Annotated in this window: 15 protein-coding genes and 1 pseudogene; 7 read left to right on the top strand and 9 right to left on the bottom strand. The window is 75.5% G+C overall.

Annotated features, from left to right (window positions below):
* The first annotated feature begins 109 nt into the window (after nt 1-109).
* A complete protein-coding gene (gene ygiD, locus MVA48_RS13690; protein WP_246989235.1) occupies nt 110-952 on the top strand; it encodes a 4,5-DOPA dioxygenase extradiol in 843 nt (280 codons plus the stop codon).
* Between the two features lie 894 nt (nt 953-1,846).
* On the top strand, nt 1,847-2,470 hold the full coding sequence (locus tag MVA48_RS13685; protein WP_246981157.1) for a class F sortase: 624 nt from the start codon (nt 1,847-1,849) through the stop codon (nt 2,468-2,470).
* A 167-nt stretch (nt 2,471-2,637) separates the two neighbouring features.
* Here MVA48_RS13685 and cobA read toward each other — a convergent pair.
* The 3 genes and pseudogenes from cobA to cobC form a co-directional block, all read right to left on the bottom strand.
* A pseudogene (gene cobA / locus MVA48_RS13680) lies at nt 2,638-3,815 on the bottom strand (uroporphyrinogen-III C-methyltransferase).
* Nucleotides 3,816-3,907: 92 nt separating this feature from the next.
* Nucleotides 3,908-4,948, bottom strand: a complete 1,041-nt coding sequence (gene cobT, locus MVA48_RS13675; protein WP_246989233.1) for a nicotinate-nucleotide--dimethylbenzimidazole phosphoribosyltransferase — start codon at nt 4,946-4,948, stop codon at nt 3,908-3,910.
* A gap of 35 nt (nt 4,949-4,983) precedes the next feature.
* Nucleotides 4,984-6,027, bottom strand: a complete 1,044-nt coding sequence (cobC, locus tag MVA48_RS13670; protein ID WP_246981155.1) for an Rv2231c family pyridoxal phosphate-dependent protein CobC — start codon at nt 6,025-6,027, stop codon at nt 4,984-4,986.
* A 135-nt stretch (nt 6,028-6,162) separates the two neighbouring features.
* Between cobC and MVA48_RS13665 the strand changes: the two genes are divergently transcribed.
* The 4 genes from MVA48_RS13665 (at nt 6,163) to MVA48_RS13650 (ending at nt 9,042) form a co-directional block, all read left to right on the top strand.
* Nucleotides 6,163-7,221, top strand: coding sequence for an AbrB family transcriptional regulator (locus MVA48_RS13665; protein WP_246981153.1), 1,059 nt, complete (start codon nt 6,163-6,165; stop codon nt 7,219-7,221).
* Between the two features lie 132 nt (nt 7,222-7,353).
* Complete coding sequence (locus MVA48_RS13660) at nt 7,354-7,563, top strand: hypothetical protein (RefSeq protein ID WP_246981151.1); 210 nt, start codon at nt 7,354-7,356, stop codon at nt 7,561-7,563.
* A gap of 56 nt (nt 7,564-7,619) precedes the next feature.
* Nucleotides 7,620-8,270 carry a TetR/AcrR family transcriptional regulator gene (locus tag MVA48_RS13655; protein WP_246981149.1) on the top strand — a complete coding sequence of 217 codons (651 nt, stop codon included), beginning with the start codon at nt 7,620-7,622 and terminating at the stop codon, nt 8,268-8,270.
* Nucleotides 8,271-8,283: 13 nt separating this feature from the next.
* A complete protein-coding gene (locus MVA48_RS13650) occupies nt 8,284-9,042 on the top strand; it encodes a maleylpyruvate isomerase family mycothiol-dependent enzyme (RefSeq protein WP_246981147.1) in 759 nt (252 codons plus the stop codon).
* A 68-nt stretch (nt 9,043-9,110) separates the two neighbouring features.
* On the opposite strand, the gene MVA48_RS13645 is transcribed toward MVA48_RS13650, so the two are convergent.
* Entirely contained in the window at nt 9,111-9,569 is a 459-nt protein-coding gene (locus MVA48_RS13645; RefSeq protein WP_246981146.1) for a type II toxin-antitoxin system PemK/MazF family toxin, read from the bottom strand.
* 142 nt (nt 9,570-9,711) lie between these two features.
* Here MVA48_RS13645 and MVA48_RS13640 point away from each other — a divergent pair, with 142 nt between their 5' ends.
* Complete coding sequence (locus MVA48_RS13640) at nt 9,712-9,912, top strand: hypothetical protein (protein ID WP_246981145.1); 201 nt, start codon at nt 9,712-9,714, stop codon at nt 9,910-9,912.
* A 14-nt stretch (nt 9,913-9,926) separates the two neighbouring features.
* Here the strand turns inward: MVA48_RS13640 and MVA48_RS13635 are convergent, their stop codons facing one another.
* From MVA48_RS13635 to MVA48_RS13615, 5 genes are all read right to left on the bottom strand, one after another.
* On the bottom strand, nt 9,927-10,352 hold the full coding sequence (locus MVA48_RS13635) for a VOC family protein (protein WP_246981144.1): 426 nt from the start codon (nt 10,350-10,352) through the stop codon (nt 9,927-9,929).
* A 32-nt stretch (nt 10,353-10,384) separates the two neighbouring features.
* On the bottom strand, nt 10,385-11,008 hold the full coding sequence (locus MVA48_RS13630) for an MSMEG_1061 family FMN-dependent PPOX-type flavoprotein (protein WP_246981143.1): 624 nt from the start codon (nt 11,006-11,008) through the stop codon (nt 10,385-10,387).
* Nucleotides 11,009-11,310: 302 nt separating this feature from the next.
* The gene (locus MVA48_RS13625) at nt 11,311-11,955 is read right to left on the bottom strand and encodes a lysophospholipid acyltransferase family protein (protein ID WP_246981142.1); all 645 of its coding nucleotides are present in this window, start codon (nt 11,953-11,955) and stop codon (nt 11,311-11,313) included.
* A 113-nt stretch (nt 11,956-12,068) separates the two neighbouring features.
* Nucleotides 12,069-12,725, bottom strand: a complete 657-nt coding sequence (locus tag MVA48_RS13620) for a PAS and ANTAR domain-containing protein (protein ID WP_246981141.1) — start codon at nt 12,723-12,725, stop codon at nt 12,069-12,071.
* A gap of 89 nt (nt 12,726-12,814) precedes the next feature.
* The gene (locus tag MVA48_RS13615; RefSeq protein ID WP_246981139.1) at nt 12,815-13,948 is read right to left on the bottom strand and encodes a cobalamin biosynthesis protein; all 1,134 of its coding nucleotides are present in this window, start codon (nt 13,946-13,948) and stop codon (nt 12,815-12,817) included.
* Nucleotides 13,949-13,950: the final 2 nt, after the last annotated feature.

The following is a 13,950-nucleotide window of genomic DNA, read 5'->3' as shown; positions in this document are numbered from 1 at the left end:
GATGCCCGTGACGCCATCCGGGACGGCTCGTGGTCGCTCGGTCGCCGTCCCGCGGCGCCGGGGCGATGATCGGAACGCGTCGTCGACTGGGGGAGGCATCGTGACCGTCATGCCTGCGGCGTTCTTCGGCCACGGCAACCCGATGAACGCCCTCGAGCGGAACCGCTACACCGAGGCCTGGCGCGCGTTCGGCCGTTCGGTGCCGCGACCCCGGGCGATCCTCGTCGTGTCCGCCCACTGGTACGTGCACGCGACCGCCGTCACGGCGATGCCGCGGCCGCGGACGATCCACGACTTCTTCGGTTTCCCGCCGGAGCTGTTCGCCGTCGACTACCAGCCGCCGGGCCTGCCCCAGCTGTACGAGGAGGTCGCCGACGTCGTCCACCCCACGTGGGTCGGCGCCGACCTGGACAGCTGGGGGATCGACCACGGCGCCTGGTCGGTGCTCATGCACGCGTTCCCCGAGGCCGACATCCCGGTCGTGCAGCTGTCGATCAACGCGCTCAAGCCGTTCGACTACCACCTCCAGCTCGGAGCCGCGCTGGCCCCGCTGCGCGAGGACGGCGTCCTGGTGGTGGGCAGCGGCAACGTGGTGCACAACCTCGGCGGCGTGAGCCGCGCCCTGCCGGACGCCGGCTTCGACTGGGCGCAGCGGTTCGACGAGCGAGCCAAGGAGATGATGCTGACCGCCCCGACGGAGGTCGGCCGGCTCGACGGGCACCGCGACTTCGACCTCGCCGTCCCGACGCCGGACCACTTCCTGCCGCTGCTGTACGTGGCCGGGGTCGCCGGCGCCACCAGCGCACCGGTCGACGTCCTGGTCGACGGCTACGCCTACGGATCCCTGTCGATGACCGCCTACACCGTCGGCATGACCCCGCCGGCGCCGTCGGGGTCCGGGTTCGCCGCGCCGCTGCCGGAAGGACCGCCGCCGGACGGCGCCAACATCTGAGCTCCCGGCGGCGAGGCGAACCGGTTCGTCACCGCAGAGGTTTCCGGTCGTTGTCACTGCGACCTCGTCCGTCACCCCCTCCGGAGGCCCGCCGGTGTCGCTCCGCACCGCCATCCGATCCGTCCGCACGCACGCTCTCGCGGCCGGCGCACTCGCGGTGTGCCTCGCCGTGGTCCCGGGCACCGCCTGGGCCGAGGAGGACCCGGCCACCCCGGCGGCGCCGGAGGCGATCACCGACGTCCTCGGTGGCGAGCAGGCGAGCGCGCAGGAGCCGGGGCAGGCGCAGTCCGCGGAGGAGAACCCGGAACCGCCTGCCTTCGAGATCCCACCGGAGGTCGTGGCGGCCTTCCAGCAGCTGGCCGCCCAGGCGGGCGTCTCCGAGGAGTGCGTGACGGGTGTGGCCGAGAGCCTCGAGCTGATCGGCAACGGCGTCGCGGGCCTGCCGGCCGAGCTGCAGCAGCTGGTCACCGACCTCGGGGCGGCGGTCCAGGAGTCCATCGAGTCCCAGAGCCCGACTCCCCTGGAGGAGTTCCTCTCCGGGCTCGCGCCGTCGGCGCCGGAGGAGGGGGGCGGAGGAGCAGCCGCTGCCCATCGGCGGCGACATCGCGGCCGGTCTGCAGCAGCTCGCCGACACCCTGCAGTCCGAGGCGTGCCGGCCGGCGCCGCCCGCCGAGGAGCCTCCGACGCAGGGTCCGACCGCTCCGGTGGCCCACCACGAACCTCCGAAGCAGTCCCACGCGCCGGCTCCGCAGCCACCGGCCCAGCCCGTGGTCTACCCCGGGTACGCGCCGACCGGCGCCGAGAAGCCCGCGGACGGACCCTCCACGGCCGCGATCGCCATCGTCCTCGGGTCCCTCGCCGGCGGCACTCTCGTCTGGACTGCGAGGCGCGGGCGTGCGGCGGATCACTGACGGCCTGCGCGCCGCGGCCGCCGTCCTGCTCTTCGCGGCCACGGCCGTCGGCGTGTACCTCGTCGCCGTCGGCGGCCCGGCCGGACCCGCGCCGGCCGCGGAAGGCGGGAGACCGGCCTCGGGCGCGATCGTCCCGGCCGGCCTGAGCATACCGGCGATCGGGGTGGACACGGTCGTCGAGCCGCGCGGCACCGTCCGCTACGAGAACCCGTTCACCGGGCAGCCCGTGACCGGCTACGACGTGCCCGAATCGCTCGACACGGCCGCGTGGTGGTCAGACGGTCCGCAGCCGGGGTCGGAGGAGATGGCCGTCGTCCTCGGACACCAGCAGACCGGCGGTCAGGCGGTGTTCAACCGGCTGCACGAGCTGCGCGCCGGCGACCAGATCCTGTTCCGGGACGCCGGTGGTGCGGTGCTGACCCTGCAGGTGTTCGGCGATCCGCTGACCGGCCTCGACAAGGCGACCTCGGCGCTGTCCGACGCGCTGAACGGTCATCCCGCCGATGCCGACGTAGCCCTCGTCACGTGCGGCGGCGCGTTCGACGCGGCCGCGGGGACCAGCACGACGAACACCGTCGTCTTCGCCGCGGTCGTCGACGCGGGCTGACCCCGCGTCACGCGCTGCGCGGCCCCTGGTCGCCGGACGCCGAGCGCTGCACCATCGCGAGATAGGTGTTCTCGAGGCTCGCCCGGCGGACCTCGAGGTCGGTGAGCTCGTCACCGTGCTGTTCGAAGAGCCGGCGGACGAAGGGGACGACGTCGTCTGTGGGACGGTCAGTCCGGCTCGTCGTCCTCGTCGGGGGTGTCGGCCGGGCCGTGGACGTCGACGACCTCGCCGACGACCCAGACCGCCGGGGGGCGGATCCCCTCCTCGGTGACCGCACGGGGCAGCCCGGCGAGCGTCGTCCGGACGGTCCGCTGACCCGGCGTGGAGCCGTCGCTGATCACGGCGACCGGGGTGTCGGGCCGCCGGCCGTGCTCGACGAGCGCCGCGGCGATCGCCGGGGCGGTGTCCACGCCCATGAGGACGACGACCGTGCCCCGCAGCCGGCCGATCGCCGACCAGTCGACCAGCGACTTGGGGTGCCCCGGGGGCAGGTGACCGGAGACGACGACGAACTCGTGCGTGACGCCCCGGTGGGTCACCGGGATGCCGGCCAGCCCCGGGACGGCGATGGCGCTGGTGATGCCCGGCACCACCTCGACGGTTATCCCGGCGGCCACGCACGCCTCGACCTCCTCCATGCCGCGGCCGAACACGAAGGGATCGCCCCCTTGAGGCGGACCACCCGCCGGCCGGCGCGGGCGTGTTCGACCAGCAGGGCGTTGATCTGCTCCTGGGCCATGGACCGGCCCCGCGGCAGCTTCGACGCGTCGATCACCTCGACGTCCGTCGGCAGCGACTCGAGCAGCGACAGCGGTGCCAGGTGGTCGGCGACGACCACGTCGGCCTGGGCGACGGCGTGCCGCCCGCGCACCGTGATCAGGCCGGGGTCGCCGGGCCCGCCGCCGACCAGCACCACGCTGCCGGCGCCCGAGCCCCGGGTCCGCGAGGCGCGGTCGGCGACGGTGCCGTCGGTGAGACCCGCGACGACGGCGTCCCGCACGCCCACCGCGCGCTGCGGGTCCCCGCCGCCGTGCACGCCCACCACCAGGTCGCCGTGCCGGCCGACGGCCGGCGTCCATGCGCTGGAGGCCGACCGGTCGTCGGCCCGCGCGCAGAAGATGCGGGCCCGCTCGGCCTCCTCGGCGACCGCGGCGTTGACCGCCGGGTCGTCGGTGGCCGCGACGGCGTACCAGGCGCCGGCCAGATCACCGGGCCGGTAGTTCCGGGCGACCCAGGTCAGCGAACCGGGAGCGACCAGCGCCTCCAGCGCCGGCGTGACGACCGGGCTGACGACGGTGACCCGGGCGCGGGCCTCGAGCAGTCCGGCGACCCGCCGGTGGGCCACCTGGCCACCACCCACGACCACCACGCGCCGGTCGTGCAGCCGCAGACCGACGGGGTAGACGCCGCCGGTGGCCGGGTGGACCGGGGTGGCGCTCACTTCTCGGTCACACCCGCCGCGTCGAAGGTCGCGACGTCGCGCAGGGCCCGCGCCGCGCTGGCGACCAGCGGCAGCGCGAGGAGGGCGCCGGTGCCCTCGCCGAGCCGCAGGTCCAGGCCCAGCAGCGGGCGCAGACCGAGCGACTCGAGGGCGAGGGCGTGGCCCGGCTCGGCGGAGGTGTGGCCCGCCAGCGCGTACTGCAGCGCCGTCGGGCAGAGACCGGCCGCGACGAGGGCCGCGGAGCCGGCGATGGCGCCGTCCAGCAGGACCGGCACCCGGGCCGCCGCGGCACCCAGGATGAAACCGGCCAGGCCGGCGTGCTCCAGCCCGCCCAGTTCGGCGAGGGCCGCGAGCGTCGCCTCGGGCGTCGACGGCCGCTCCGCGATGCGGGCGACCGCACGGGCGACCACCTCGACCTTCCGGCTCAGCGTCGCATCGTCCACGCCGGTACCCCGGCCGGTCGCGGCTGCCGGGGTGGCGCCGGTGAACGCGCAGACCAGCGCCGCGGACGCCGTCGTGTTCGCGATGCCCATGTCGCCGGTGACGAGGCAGGGCGACGCCGTCGACAGCCGGGTGGCGACCTCGATGCCCGCCTCGACCGCGCGGCGGGCGTCCTCGAGCGTCATCGCCGGCCCCTCGGCCAGGTCGGCGGTGCCGGGCCGGACCTTGCGGTCCAGCAGCCCCTCCGCGGGCTCCAGCGACCCGGCGACGCCCACGTCCACGACGACCACCTCGGCGCCGAGTTCGGCGGCGAACGCGTTCACCACGGCGCCGCCGGAGAGGAAGTTGGCCACCATCTGGGCGGTCACCTCCTGCGGCCAGGGCGTCACACCCTGCGCGTGCACGCCGTGGTCGCCGGCGAAGACGGCCACCACCGCGGGAACGGGCAGGGGCGCGGGGCAGCTGCCCGCGATGCCCGCGAGCTGGACCGCGACGTCCTCGAGCACGCCGAGGGAACCCGGTGGCTTGGTCATGCGGTCCAGCCGCTCACGGGCGGCCTGCTCGGCCGCGTCGTCCCGGGGGACGACGGCGGCGATGGTCTCGGCCAGCAGTGTGCCGGCGAACGGGGTGCTCAGTGGACCTCCTCGGTCACGGGTTCTCCGAAGAGGATCCCAGCGAGGGCGGCGGCGAACGACCGGGAGGTCGTGGCGTCCCGCACGGCGACCCGCAGATGGTCGGCCGAGAGGCCGGGAAAGGTCTCCCCGCGGCGCACCGCCCAGCCCCTCCGTCGCAGCTCCTCGCGGACGGAGGTGCCGTCGGGCACCCGCAGCAGCACGAAGGACGACCGCGGCGTCCCCACCACCTCGACGTCGGGCGGCAGGGCGGCCAGCAGCGCGGCCCTGGCGTCGGCGAGCCCGCGGGCGGCGGCGTCGGCCTCCGCGCGCGCCGATGGGGTGGTGCACGCCACGAGTGCGGCCAGCGCGGGCGTCGACACCGGCCAGTGCGGCTGCTGGGCGGCCAGCGCGTCGACCAGCGGCGCGGGCCCGAGGGCGTAGCCGACCCGCAGCCCGGCCAGCCCCCAGGTCTTGGTCAGGCTGCGGACGACGAGCACGCCCGGCAGATCACGGCGGCCGGCCAGCGACTCCGCCTCGCCGGGCACGGTGTCGGCGAAGGCCTCGTCGACGACCAGTACCCGCCCGGGCCGGGCCAGCTCGGCGATCGTCCGGGCCGGGTGCAGCACCGACGTGGGGTTGGTCGGATTGCCGATGACCACCAGGTCGGCGTCCTCCGGGAGGGCCGCCGGGTCCAGCCGGTAGCCCTCGTCGGCGCGCAGCAGGAGCCGGTCGACCGGGTGACCCGCCGCCCGCAGGGCTGCCTCCGGCTCGGTGAAGGACGGGTGGACGACGACGGCACGGTGGGGCTCCAGCGCGCGGGCGAGCAGGGTGAAGGTCTCCGCGGCCCCGGCGGTGAGCAGCACCTCGTCCAGCGGCCGGCCGTGCGCCGCAGCGACGGCGGCGCGGGCCGGCCCGGGGTCGGGGTAGCCGGCACTGCGGTCCACGGATTCCACGAGCACCTGGCGCAGCCATGGCGGCGGGGTGCCGGCACGCACGTTCACGGCGAGATCGGCCAGGCCGGGCGCCAGCTCGTCGTCCCCGTGGTGCCGCAGATCGTGCATCCCCGATTCGACCATGCCGGGGGAGCCGCCGAGCACGAGCGCCGGCCTCGGCGCTCACGGCGGCCGGGCGGGCCGCCTTCGACGCGCACGTCGCCGAGTTCAGGCCGATCACCGGCGGCTGACAGACTCCCCGCCGTGGCGAGATGGCCGGCCTGGCTCGACCTGGCCGCCGTCGTCGCCGCCGCGCTCGCGGTCGGCGCCGTGTTCGCCGCCGCCGGTGTGCCCTCGCCCGTGCTGTTCGGCGCGCTGGCGGCGGGCCTTCTCCGCGCCCTCGCCGTCCGCGGTGGCGTGACCGTGCCGGCCCGGGCGTCGACCGCCGCGCAGGCCGTGATCGGGGTGTCGGCCGGCGCGCTGATCGACGTGGCGACGCTCCGCGCGGTCGCCGCGAACTGGGTGCCCGTGCTGCTCGTGACCGTGGCGACCCTGGCGCTGAGCCTGGGCGGCGGTCTGCTGCTCCGCCTGCAGCCGGGCATCTCGCCGGTGACCGGCGCCTTCGCGATGATCGCCGGCGGCGCCTCCGGCATCGTCGTCATGGCGCGCGAGCTCGGTGCCGACGCCCGGATGGTGGCCGTCCTGCAGTTCCTGCGGGTGCTGCTGATCGTCGTCCTCATGCCGGTGATCGCCACCGTCGCGTTCGGTGCCTCCCCGGGGCAGGGCGGTCCGGCCGTCGTGGACGACGAACCCGGCTGGCCGGCCGGGCTGCTCCTCACGGTCGGCTGCTCGGTCGCCGGCCTGGTCGCGGGCCGGCTGGTCCGGATGCCGGTGCCCGCCCTGCTGGGCCCGCTGCTCGCGGCCGCCGTCGTCGACGTGACGGGGCTGGGCCGCGGCGCCGACGTGCCCGCTCCGGTGGAGGCGGCCGCCTTCCTCGTCATCGGGCTGCAGGTGGGGGTCAGCTTCACCCTGGACAGCCTCCGGACGGTCGGGCGTGCGCTGCCCCTGGCGCTCGCGGTGATCACCGGCCTCATCGTCGGGTGCGTCGGCCTGGGCGCGGCGCTCTCGGCAGCTACGGGCGCGAGTGCGCTGGACGGGTACCTCGCCACGACACCGGGTGGTCTCTACGCGGTGCTCGCCACGGCGGGGGACATCGGCGCCGACGTGACGTTCGTCCTCGCCGTCCAGGTGCTGCGGCTGTTCGTGATGCTCCTGACCGCACCCCTGGTCGCCCGATGGCTGCGGCGTTCCGCCGGCGGCTGACCTCCGGCGTCGAACGCGCCTACCCTGGCTCACCGGGCTCCGACCGGAACGTCGGCGCTCGCCGAGCGAGGGAAGGGCGGAACGCTGACCGAGGACGTCGCAGCCGGGACCGACGAGGGCGCGGACGACGCGGTGCTGCTGTTCGTCGGCGGCCCCCTCGACGGGCGGGTGGAGATCCGCGCGGCACGGCACGGGGAACCGCTGCCGACGGTGACGCACGTCCACCTGCACGACGGACCCAAGGTGGTCCACCGCTACGACCTGGAGCCGCTCAGCGACGGCCTCGGCGTGTACAACCTGCGGCCACCGGTGCGCCGCCCGGCTCGAGACGAGTCGGCGTGACCATGTGCCTACGAACGTATTGACTTCCTAACGGTGTTAGGAGGACGCTGTCGGACATGGCCGGCGCGACGTCCCTCGACCGACGGCAGCGTCGCCGGCAGGAGTCCATCGAGCAGGTGCTCGACGTGGCCGTCGCGGTCATGGCCGATCACGGCGTCGCCGGCCTGACCCTGGGCGAGGTGGCCCGCCGGATGGGTATCCGGCCGCCGTCCCTGTACGTCTACTTCGACGGCAAGCACGCCCTCTACGACGCACTCTTCGAGCGTGGCTGGCGCGCTCTGCTCGACACCATGGTCGCCGCCGAGGCCGACCTGGACGGCGAGGACCTGGTCGCCGACCTGCTCGCCCTCGAAACGGTGTTCGTGCGCTGGGCCGTCGAGCACCCGGCCTACGCGCCGTTGATGTTCTGGCGGCCCGTGCCCGGCTTCACCCCGTCGGAGAGTGCGTACGCACCGGCCGTCGACCTCGAGCGGAGGAGCCGAGCCTTCCTCGCGCGCCTGCGTGACGCGGGCCTGTTCCCGCCCGACGTGGACCTCGACCTCGTCTACCGCACGCAGACGGCCGTCATCAGCGGCGTCGTCACCCAGCAGCTGGCCAACGCTCCCGGCGAGCCGTTCGAGACCGGCGCCTTCACCTCGACCCTGCCCGACGTGGTGGCCATGTGGCTGGCCCACCATGCCGGGCCCCGAACCGACCCGCCCCGCTGAGAGAGGTGCCGCCATGGCCGCCGGTACGACCCTCCGTCCCTCCTCCCGCACCCCGGTCCTCGACCGGGAACGCGCGCTGACGCTCGCGGCGACCGAGTACGCGCGCTTCGGTGCGCTGCTGCGGTCGCTGGGACCGGCCGACTGGGCCCGGCCCACCGACTGCCCGGACTGGGACGTGCGCGCCATGGCCGGTCACGTCCTCGGGATGGCCGAGATGGCGGCGACGCTGCGCGCGTCGCTCGCGCAGAACGCCGCCGCGGCCCGCGCTGGCGGCGGCATCGACGCCCTCACCGCGCTGCAGGTCCGCCGGAACGCCGACCTCACGACGGCCGAACTGATCGATCGCTTCGCCGCCGTCGCGCCGCGGGCGGTGCGCGGGCGTCGGCGGCTCGGCGGGGTGCTGCGCCGGCTGACCGTGCCGGAGGACCAGATGGTCGGCGGCCGGCCGGAGCGCTGGACGTTCGGCTACCTGCTCGACGTGATCCTGACCCGCGACACCTGGATGCACCGCGTCGACATCAGCCGCGCCACCGGGCGCGAGCCCGAGCTGACGGCGGAGCACGACGGCGTCCTGGTCGGCGACGTGGTCGCCGAGTGGGCGTCTCGCCACGGCCGGCCCTACCGGCTGCGGCTCACCGGGCCGGCCGGCGGCGACTGGTCGGCCGGGCCGGAGCCGGACGAGGAACTGGAGCTGGACGCGGTGGAGTTCTGCCGGGTGCTGTCCGGGCGGGGGACGGGCGGCGGGCTGCTCGCCGAGCAGGTGCCCTTCTAGTCACCCGCCCTCGACGCTCACCCACCCTCGACGCTCACCCGCCCTGGACGCTCACCCGCCCTGGACGCTCACCAGCCCTGGACGCGACGTGCGGCGGCGAGCACCCGGTCGAAGCGCTCCCGGTCCAGGGCGGCGCCCTCGCGGCGGACGGTCGCCGCGTCGAGGTCCAGCAGGCGGTCGAGCCGCACCTCGCTGGGCCGCCGACGGGCGTCCCACGGGCCGGAGCCGATGTCCATCCACTGCCGGCCGTGCCGGGCCTCGTCGGCGGCGTCCCGGTCGTGGTCCTGGCTGGACAGGATGAGCCCGAGCAGGTCATCGCCGCGGCGGCCGATGACGAGCACCGGCCGGTCCTTGCCCCGGCCGTCGCCCTCGTCGTAGGGCACCCACGCCCACACGACCTCACCCGGATCCGGCCGGCCGTCGGCGCGGGGCTCGTACCCGACGTCCGGGCGCGCGGTGGGCCCGCCACCGGGGTGGGTGCCCAGCACCCGGCGGAGGAGCGCGACAACGCGGCGGGGCGGTCTCACGCGCGCACCGTACGCGGCTCGACTGTCACTTGTGACACATCGGCACCAATTGGTCACGGAGGGGGTTCAGCCGGCCGATAACGGGGCACCATGTCGCCACGGGGTGGTCATGGCGCGGCCACCCGGGACACGGGGGTCTCCCATGACGACGTTCGAACCGGCCCGGCCGGCTGCTCCGCGAGCCAGGGAAGTGCAGGCGAGCGTGCTCGCCGCCTTCCAGCTCGTGGAGGATGCCCACTACTACCTCGGCACCGGCCGAAAGCCCCGGCGCAGCCGGGCGCGGGTCGTCGCCGAGCGGGCCGTCGCGGACCGGAAGCTCGCGCGGGACTTGCGCGCCGGCTGAGCCGGCCGGCTGCTTCAGGCGACGCAGAACTCGTTGCCCTCGGGGTCGGCCATGGTCACCCAGGAGTGCGGGCCCTGCGTCCCGCGCCAGAGCTCCGTCGCGCCCAGGCCCTTCAGCCGTGCGACCTCGGCCTCCTGCCGGTCCTCGCCCACCCGCACGTCGAAGTGCAGCCGGTTCTTGACCGTCTTCGGCTCGGGCACCTGCTGGAACAGCACCCGCGGCCGGCCGGTGTGGGGCGAGGTGATGGCCGCGCCCTCCCTCCAGACGAGGGCGCCGCGGTGGTGCGTGGTCTGGTCCTCCGTCGCGTGCCCCGCGTCGATCATCCGCCGGATGAACGCCTCGTCCTGCGCCTCGACCTGCCAGCGCAGCGCCTCGGCCCACCAGTCGGCGAGCACGTGCGGCTCGGCGCAGTCGACCGCGATCTGTACGTCGAATGCCATGCCGCGGACGGTAAGGGACGCACGGACCTTTCTCAGAGCTCCTGGCGCAGGCCTTCCCGGAGGATCTCCCAGTCCGGGATGTCGTCGGCCCGGCAGTGGTCGCGCAGGACCTCCGAGAGCGTCGGGAACACCGACCGCTCGACCCGCCGCTCGGGGTCCCACAGCCCCGAGCGCATGACTGCCTTGGAGCACTGGAAGTAGGCCCGCTGGACCTGCATGACCATGACCGAGAGGGGCGGGCGGCCGAACTCGGTGAAGTCGACGCCGAGCGCGTCGGGTCCCACGAGCCTGGTCGTCCCGAAGACGCGCAGCGTCTCGTCGATGCCGGGCACGAAGAACATCAGCGTCGCCCGCGGGTTGGCCGCGAGGTTGCGGAGGCTGTCCACGCGGTTGTTGCCGGACCGGTCGGGCATGGCCAGCCGGCTGCCGTCCAGGACGTGCACGAAGCCGGGATCCCCGCCGCGGGGCGAGACGTCGGGCCAGCCGTCCGGCGAGGCGGTGGCCAGGGTCGCGAACGGGGAGAGCCGGATGAAGGCCGTGCAGTGGTCGTCGAGGTGGTGGATGACCTTGTCCAGCACCCGCTGTCCCGGCGTGCGGTAGCCGGCCACCACCTCCGCGTCGCTGGGCGCGGACTGGGGCACGACCTCGGTATGCACGCGCCGACCGTAGACGGTGGCCCGGCCAGCGCGTCCCCCGTGCCCGCCGTGGGGCCGCGCCGCCATGGGGTCACGCCGCCATGGGGTCACGCCGCCATGGGGTCACGCCGCCATCGGGGCCGAGTTCAGCCGACGCCCGGAGGCAGCAGCGGCAGCCCGCCGGGGACGCCGCCCTCGATGAGCCGCCACAGCGCGTCGGTGTCGGCGTGCTCGGCGACCAGGTCGCCCAGCCGGTCCAGCCGCGCCTCGCGCAGCGCGGCGAAGTCGGGGGTCCGGTGCGACGAGCAGCGCGCCGGTGCGGCTCACCAGCCGGCCTTCTCCTGACCGCTGAGGTCGGCGATCGCGTTCATGATCCGGTCAGTGACCTCGCGGCGGGCCCGATTGCTGCCGGCCTGCCCGCGGTGCTCGGGAAAGGTGAGCGGCTCGCCGAAGATCACGGTGGCCCGGCGCGGACGCGGCCACCGGGCACCGACCGGCTGGATCCGGTCGGTGCCGATCACCCCGACGGGGACGACGGGGCAGTCGGCGGTGAGGGCCAGCCAGGCGACGCCGGTCTTGCCGCGGGCCAGCCGGCCGTCGCGCGAGCGCGTGCCCTCCGGGTAGAGGCCGAATCCGCCGCCTGCCTGCAGCACGGAGAGCGCGGTGTCCAGCGCCGCCTGTGCGGCCCGGTGGGTCTCCCGCTCCACGGGGAGGGCACCCAGGGCCGTGAACCAGGTCCGGGTCATCCACCCGCCGATGCCGCTGCCGGTGAAGTACTCGGCCTTGGCCAGGTAGCCGACCCGCCGGGGCGACATGAGCGGGATGATCATGCTGTCGATGAACGACAGGTGGTTGCTGGCGATGATGAACGGGCCGCTGGCCGGCACGTTCTCGCGGCCCCGCACGTGCGGGCGGAACAGCAGCAGGAACAGCGGACGCAGGATCAACCGGGACACGAGGTAGACCACGGCCGCGTTCCTCCTCGGGCTCGTCGGTGCACGCCCGAGGGGTGTCGGCGCGTGGCCCCGACATTCTCCCGGACCGCCTCCCGGCGGTCCGCGTCAGCCCCGGACGGGTCGGCTCACCTCAGCGGCTGGGACGGCGGGCACGCGTCGCGGATGATGGCGCGGACGTCGTCGGGCAGCCGGCTGCGCCCGGCGGCGGACTCGGTGATCACCGTGGCGACGTCCCGCACCTTCCGGTGGGTGTGACTGGAGATGTGCGCCAGGAGTTGGAAGGCGACCTCGTCCCCGCAGTTGGTCAGCAGCATGAGGACGCCTTTGGCCTGCTCGATGGCGGCCCGGCTGGCCATCGCCGCCTTGAGCTGCTGCACCTCGGTCTGCAGCGCCTGGATCCGCTCGGCATCCGAGCCCGGCGCCCGGCAACCGGTGAGGTCGATGCACGTGCCCTCGACGGCCATCGCCCCGGTCGCCGGGTCGACGCGCGGCTCACCGGTGAGGAGGACGGTCCGGTGGCTGCCGTCCGCCCCGACGATCCGGCTCTCGAGCACGAAGGCCCGGCCGGAGCTGCATGCGGCGGAGAGGGCGCGGACCACCCGGCTGCGGTCGTCGGCGAGGTGGTGGCGGAGGCAGGACTCCGCGTCGGGCTGGGGGGAACCGGGCGGCAGACCGTGCAGCGTGAACATCTCCGGGGACCACCACCAGGTGTCGCTGCGGCGGTCGAAGCGGTACCTGCCCGTGCTCAGGACCGGGGCAGGGGGGACTGATCCCGGACGCATCGAGGGCGGGACGGTGGTGGCGACGGAGCTCGGATGGCGCATCGTCCGGTGACGTGCCACGGCGGGTGAGGACATGTCTTTCCCCCTCGTCAGAGAGGTACCGGCGGTGTCCGGCAAGACGCAGTCCCCGCTGTTTCGATGCCCACGCCTACCGGCTGCCACGGGCAGCCGGCCGCTCCGATGCCCGGACGGTACGGCCCCCTCGCTCCCGGGGCGCTCCGGGAGCCGGGAAATCGTGGCGTTCCGGGACGGTTCCGCCGGCCTCCGGTCGAGTCCTCACCGTCCGTGCCGTCCTGGCCACCTGAGAGTCGCCGGAACGGCCGCCAGGGCGGCCGCGAGCCACACCGCGCGCGACAGCCGCACGGCCGCGTCGATGTCGGCGGGCACCGGGGGCGTCCCGAGCCCAGCTGCGGCCGCTCCTCGACCCGGCCGCCGTAGACGTTGCGGCCGCCGAGCCGCAGGCCGAGCGCGCCCGCCGCGGCGGCTTCGCACCGGCCCGCGTTCGGGCTCGGGTGGGCGGCCCCGTCCCGCAGCCACGCGCGCAGGGCCCCGGCTGCCGAGCCACCGACGAGGGGCGCGCAGACGACCGTGAGGACGGCGGTCAACCGGGCCGGCAGCCAGTTCACGGCGTCGTCGGCTCGCGCGGCCGCCCAGCCGAACCGCGCGTACCGCGGCGAGCGGTACCCGACCATCGCGTCGAGGGTGTTGACCGCGCGGTAGCCGAGCAGGCCGGGGAGGCCGGCGACGGCGCCCCAGAACAGCGGCGCCACGGCGGCGTCGGACGTGTTCTCGGCCACCGACTCGACCGTGGCCCGAGCGAGTTCGTCGGCGTCCAGGTGGCGGGGGTCGCGGCCGGCGAGCGCGGGCAGGGCGGCCCGCGCGGCGGCGAGATCGCCGGCTCCGAGCGCGCGGGACAGCACGGCGGCCGCGCGGCCGAGCGACGTCCCCCCGAGGACGGCCCAGGTGCCCGCCGCGGTCACCAGCGCTCGTGCCGCCGGCCGCTCGCGCGTCCCGCGGTCGAGAGCCACCCCCGCCCCCGCCGCGGCCGCGGTCAGGGCGGCGGCGTAGAGGGCGCCGGCGGGGCGCGAGTCGCGCCAGACCCGTCGCTCCAGGGCGGCCGCGGCGGCACCGAACACGGCGACCGGATGGCCGCGGCGCGGATCGGCCAGCAGCAGGTCGGCCGCCGTCCCGAGCGCCAGCCCGGCGGCGGTGGGCGCGTCCATGC

The sequence above is a fragment of the Blastococcus sp. PRF04-17 genome, assembly GCF_023016265.1.
Lineage (GTDB): Bacteria > Actinomycetota > Actinomycetes > Mycobacteriales > Geodermatophilaceae > Blastococcus_B.
This window is presented reverse-complemented; position numbering and strand designations above follow the sequence as displayed.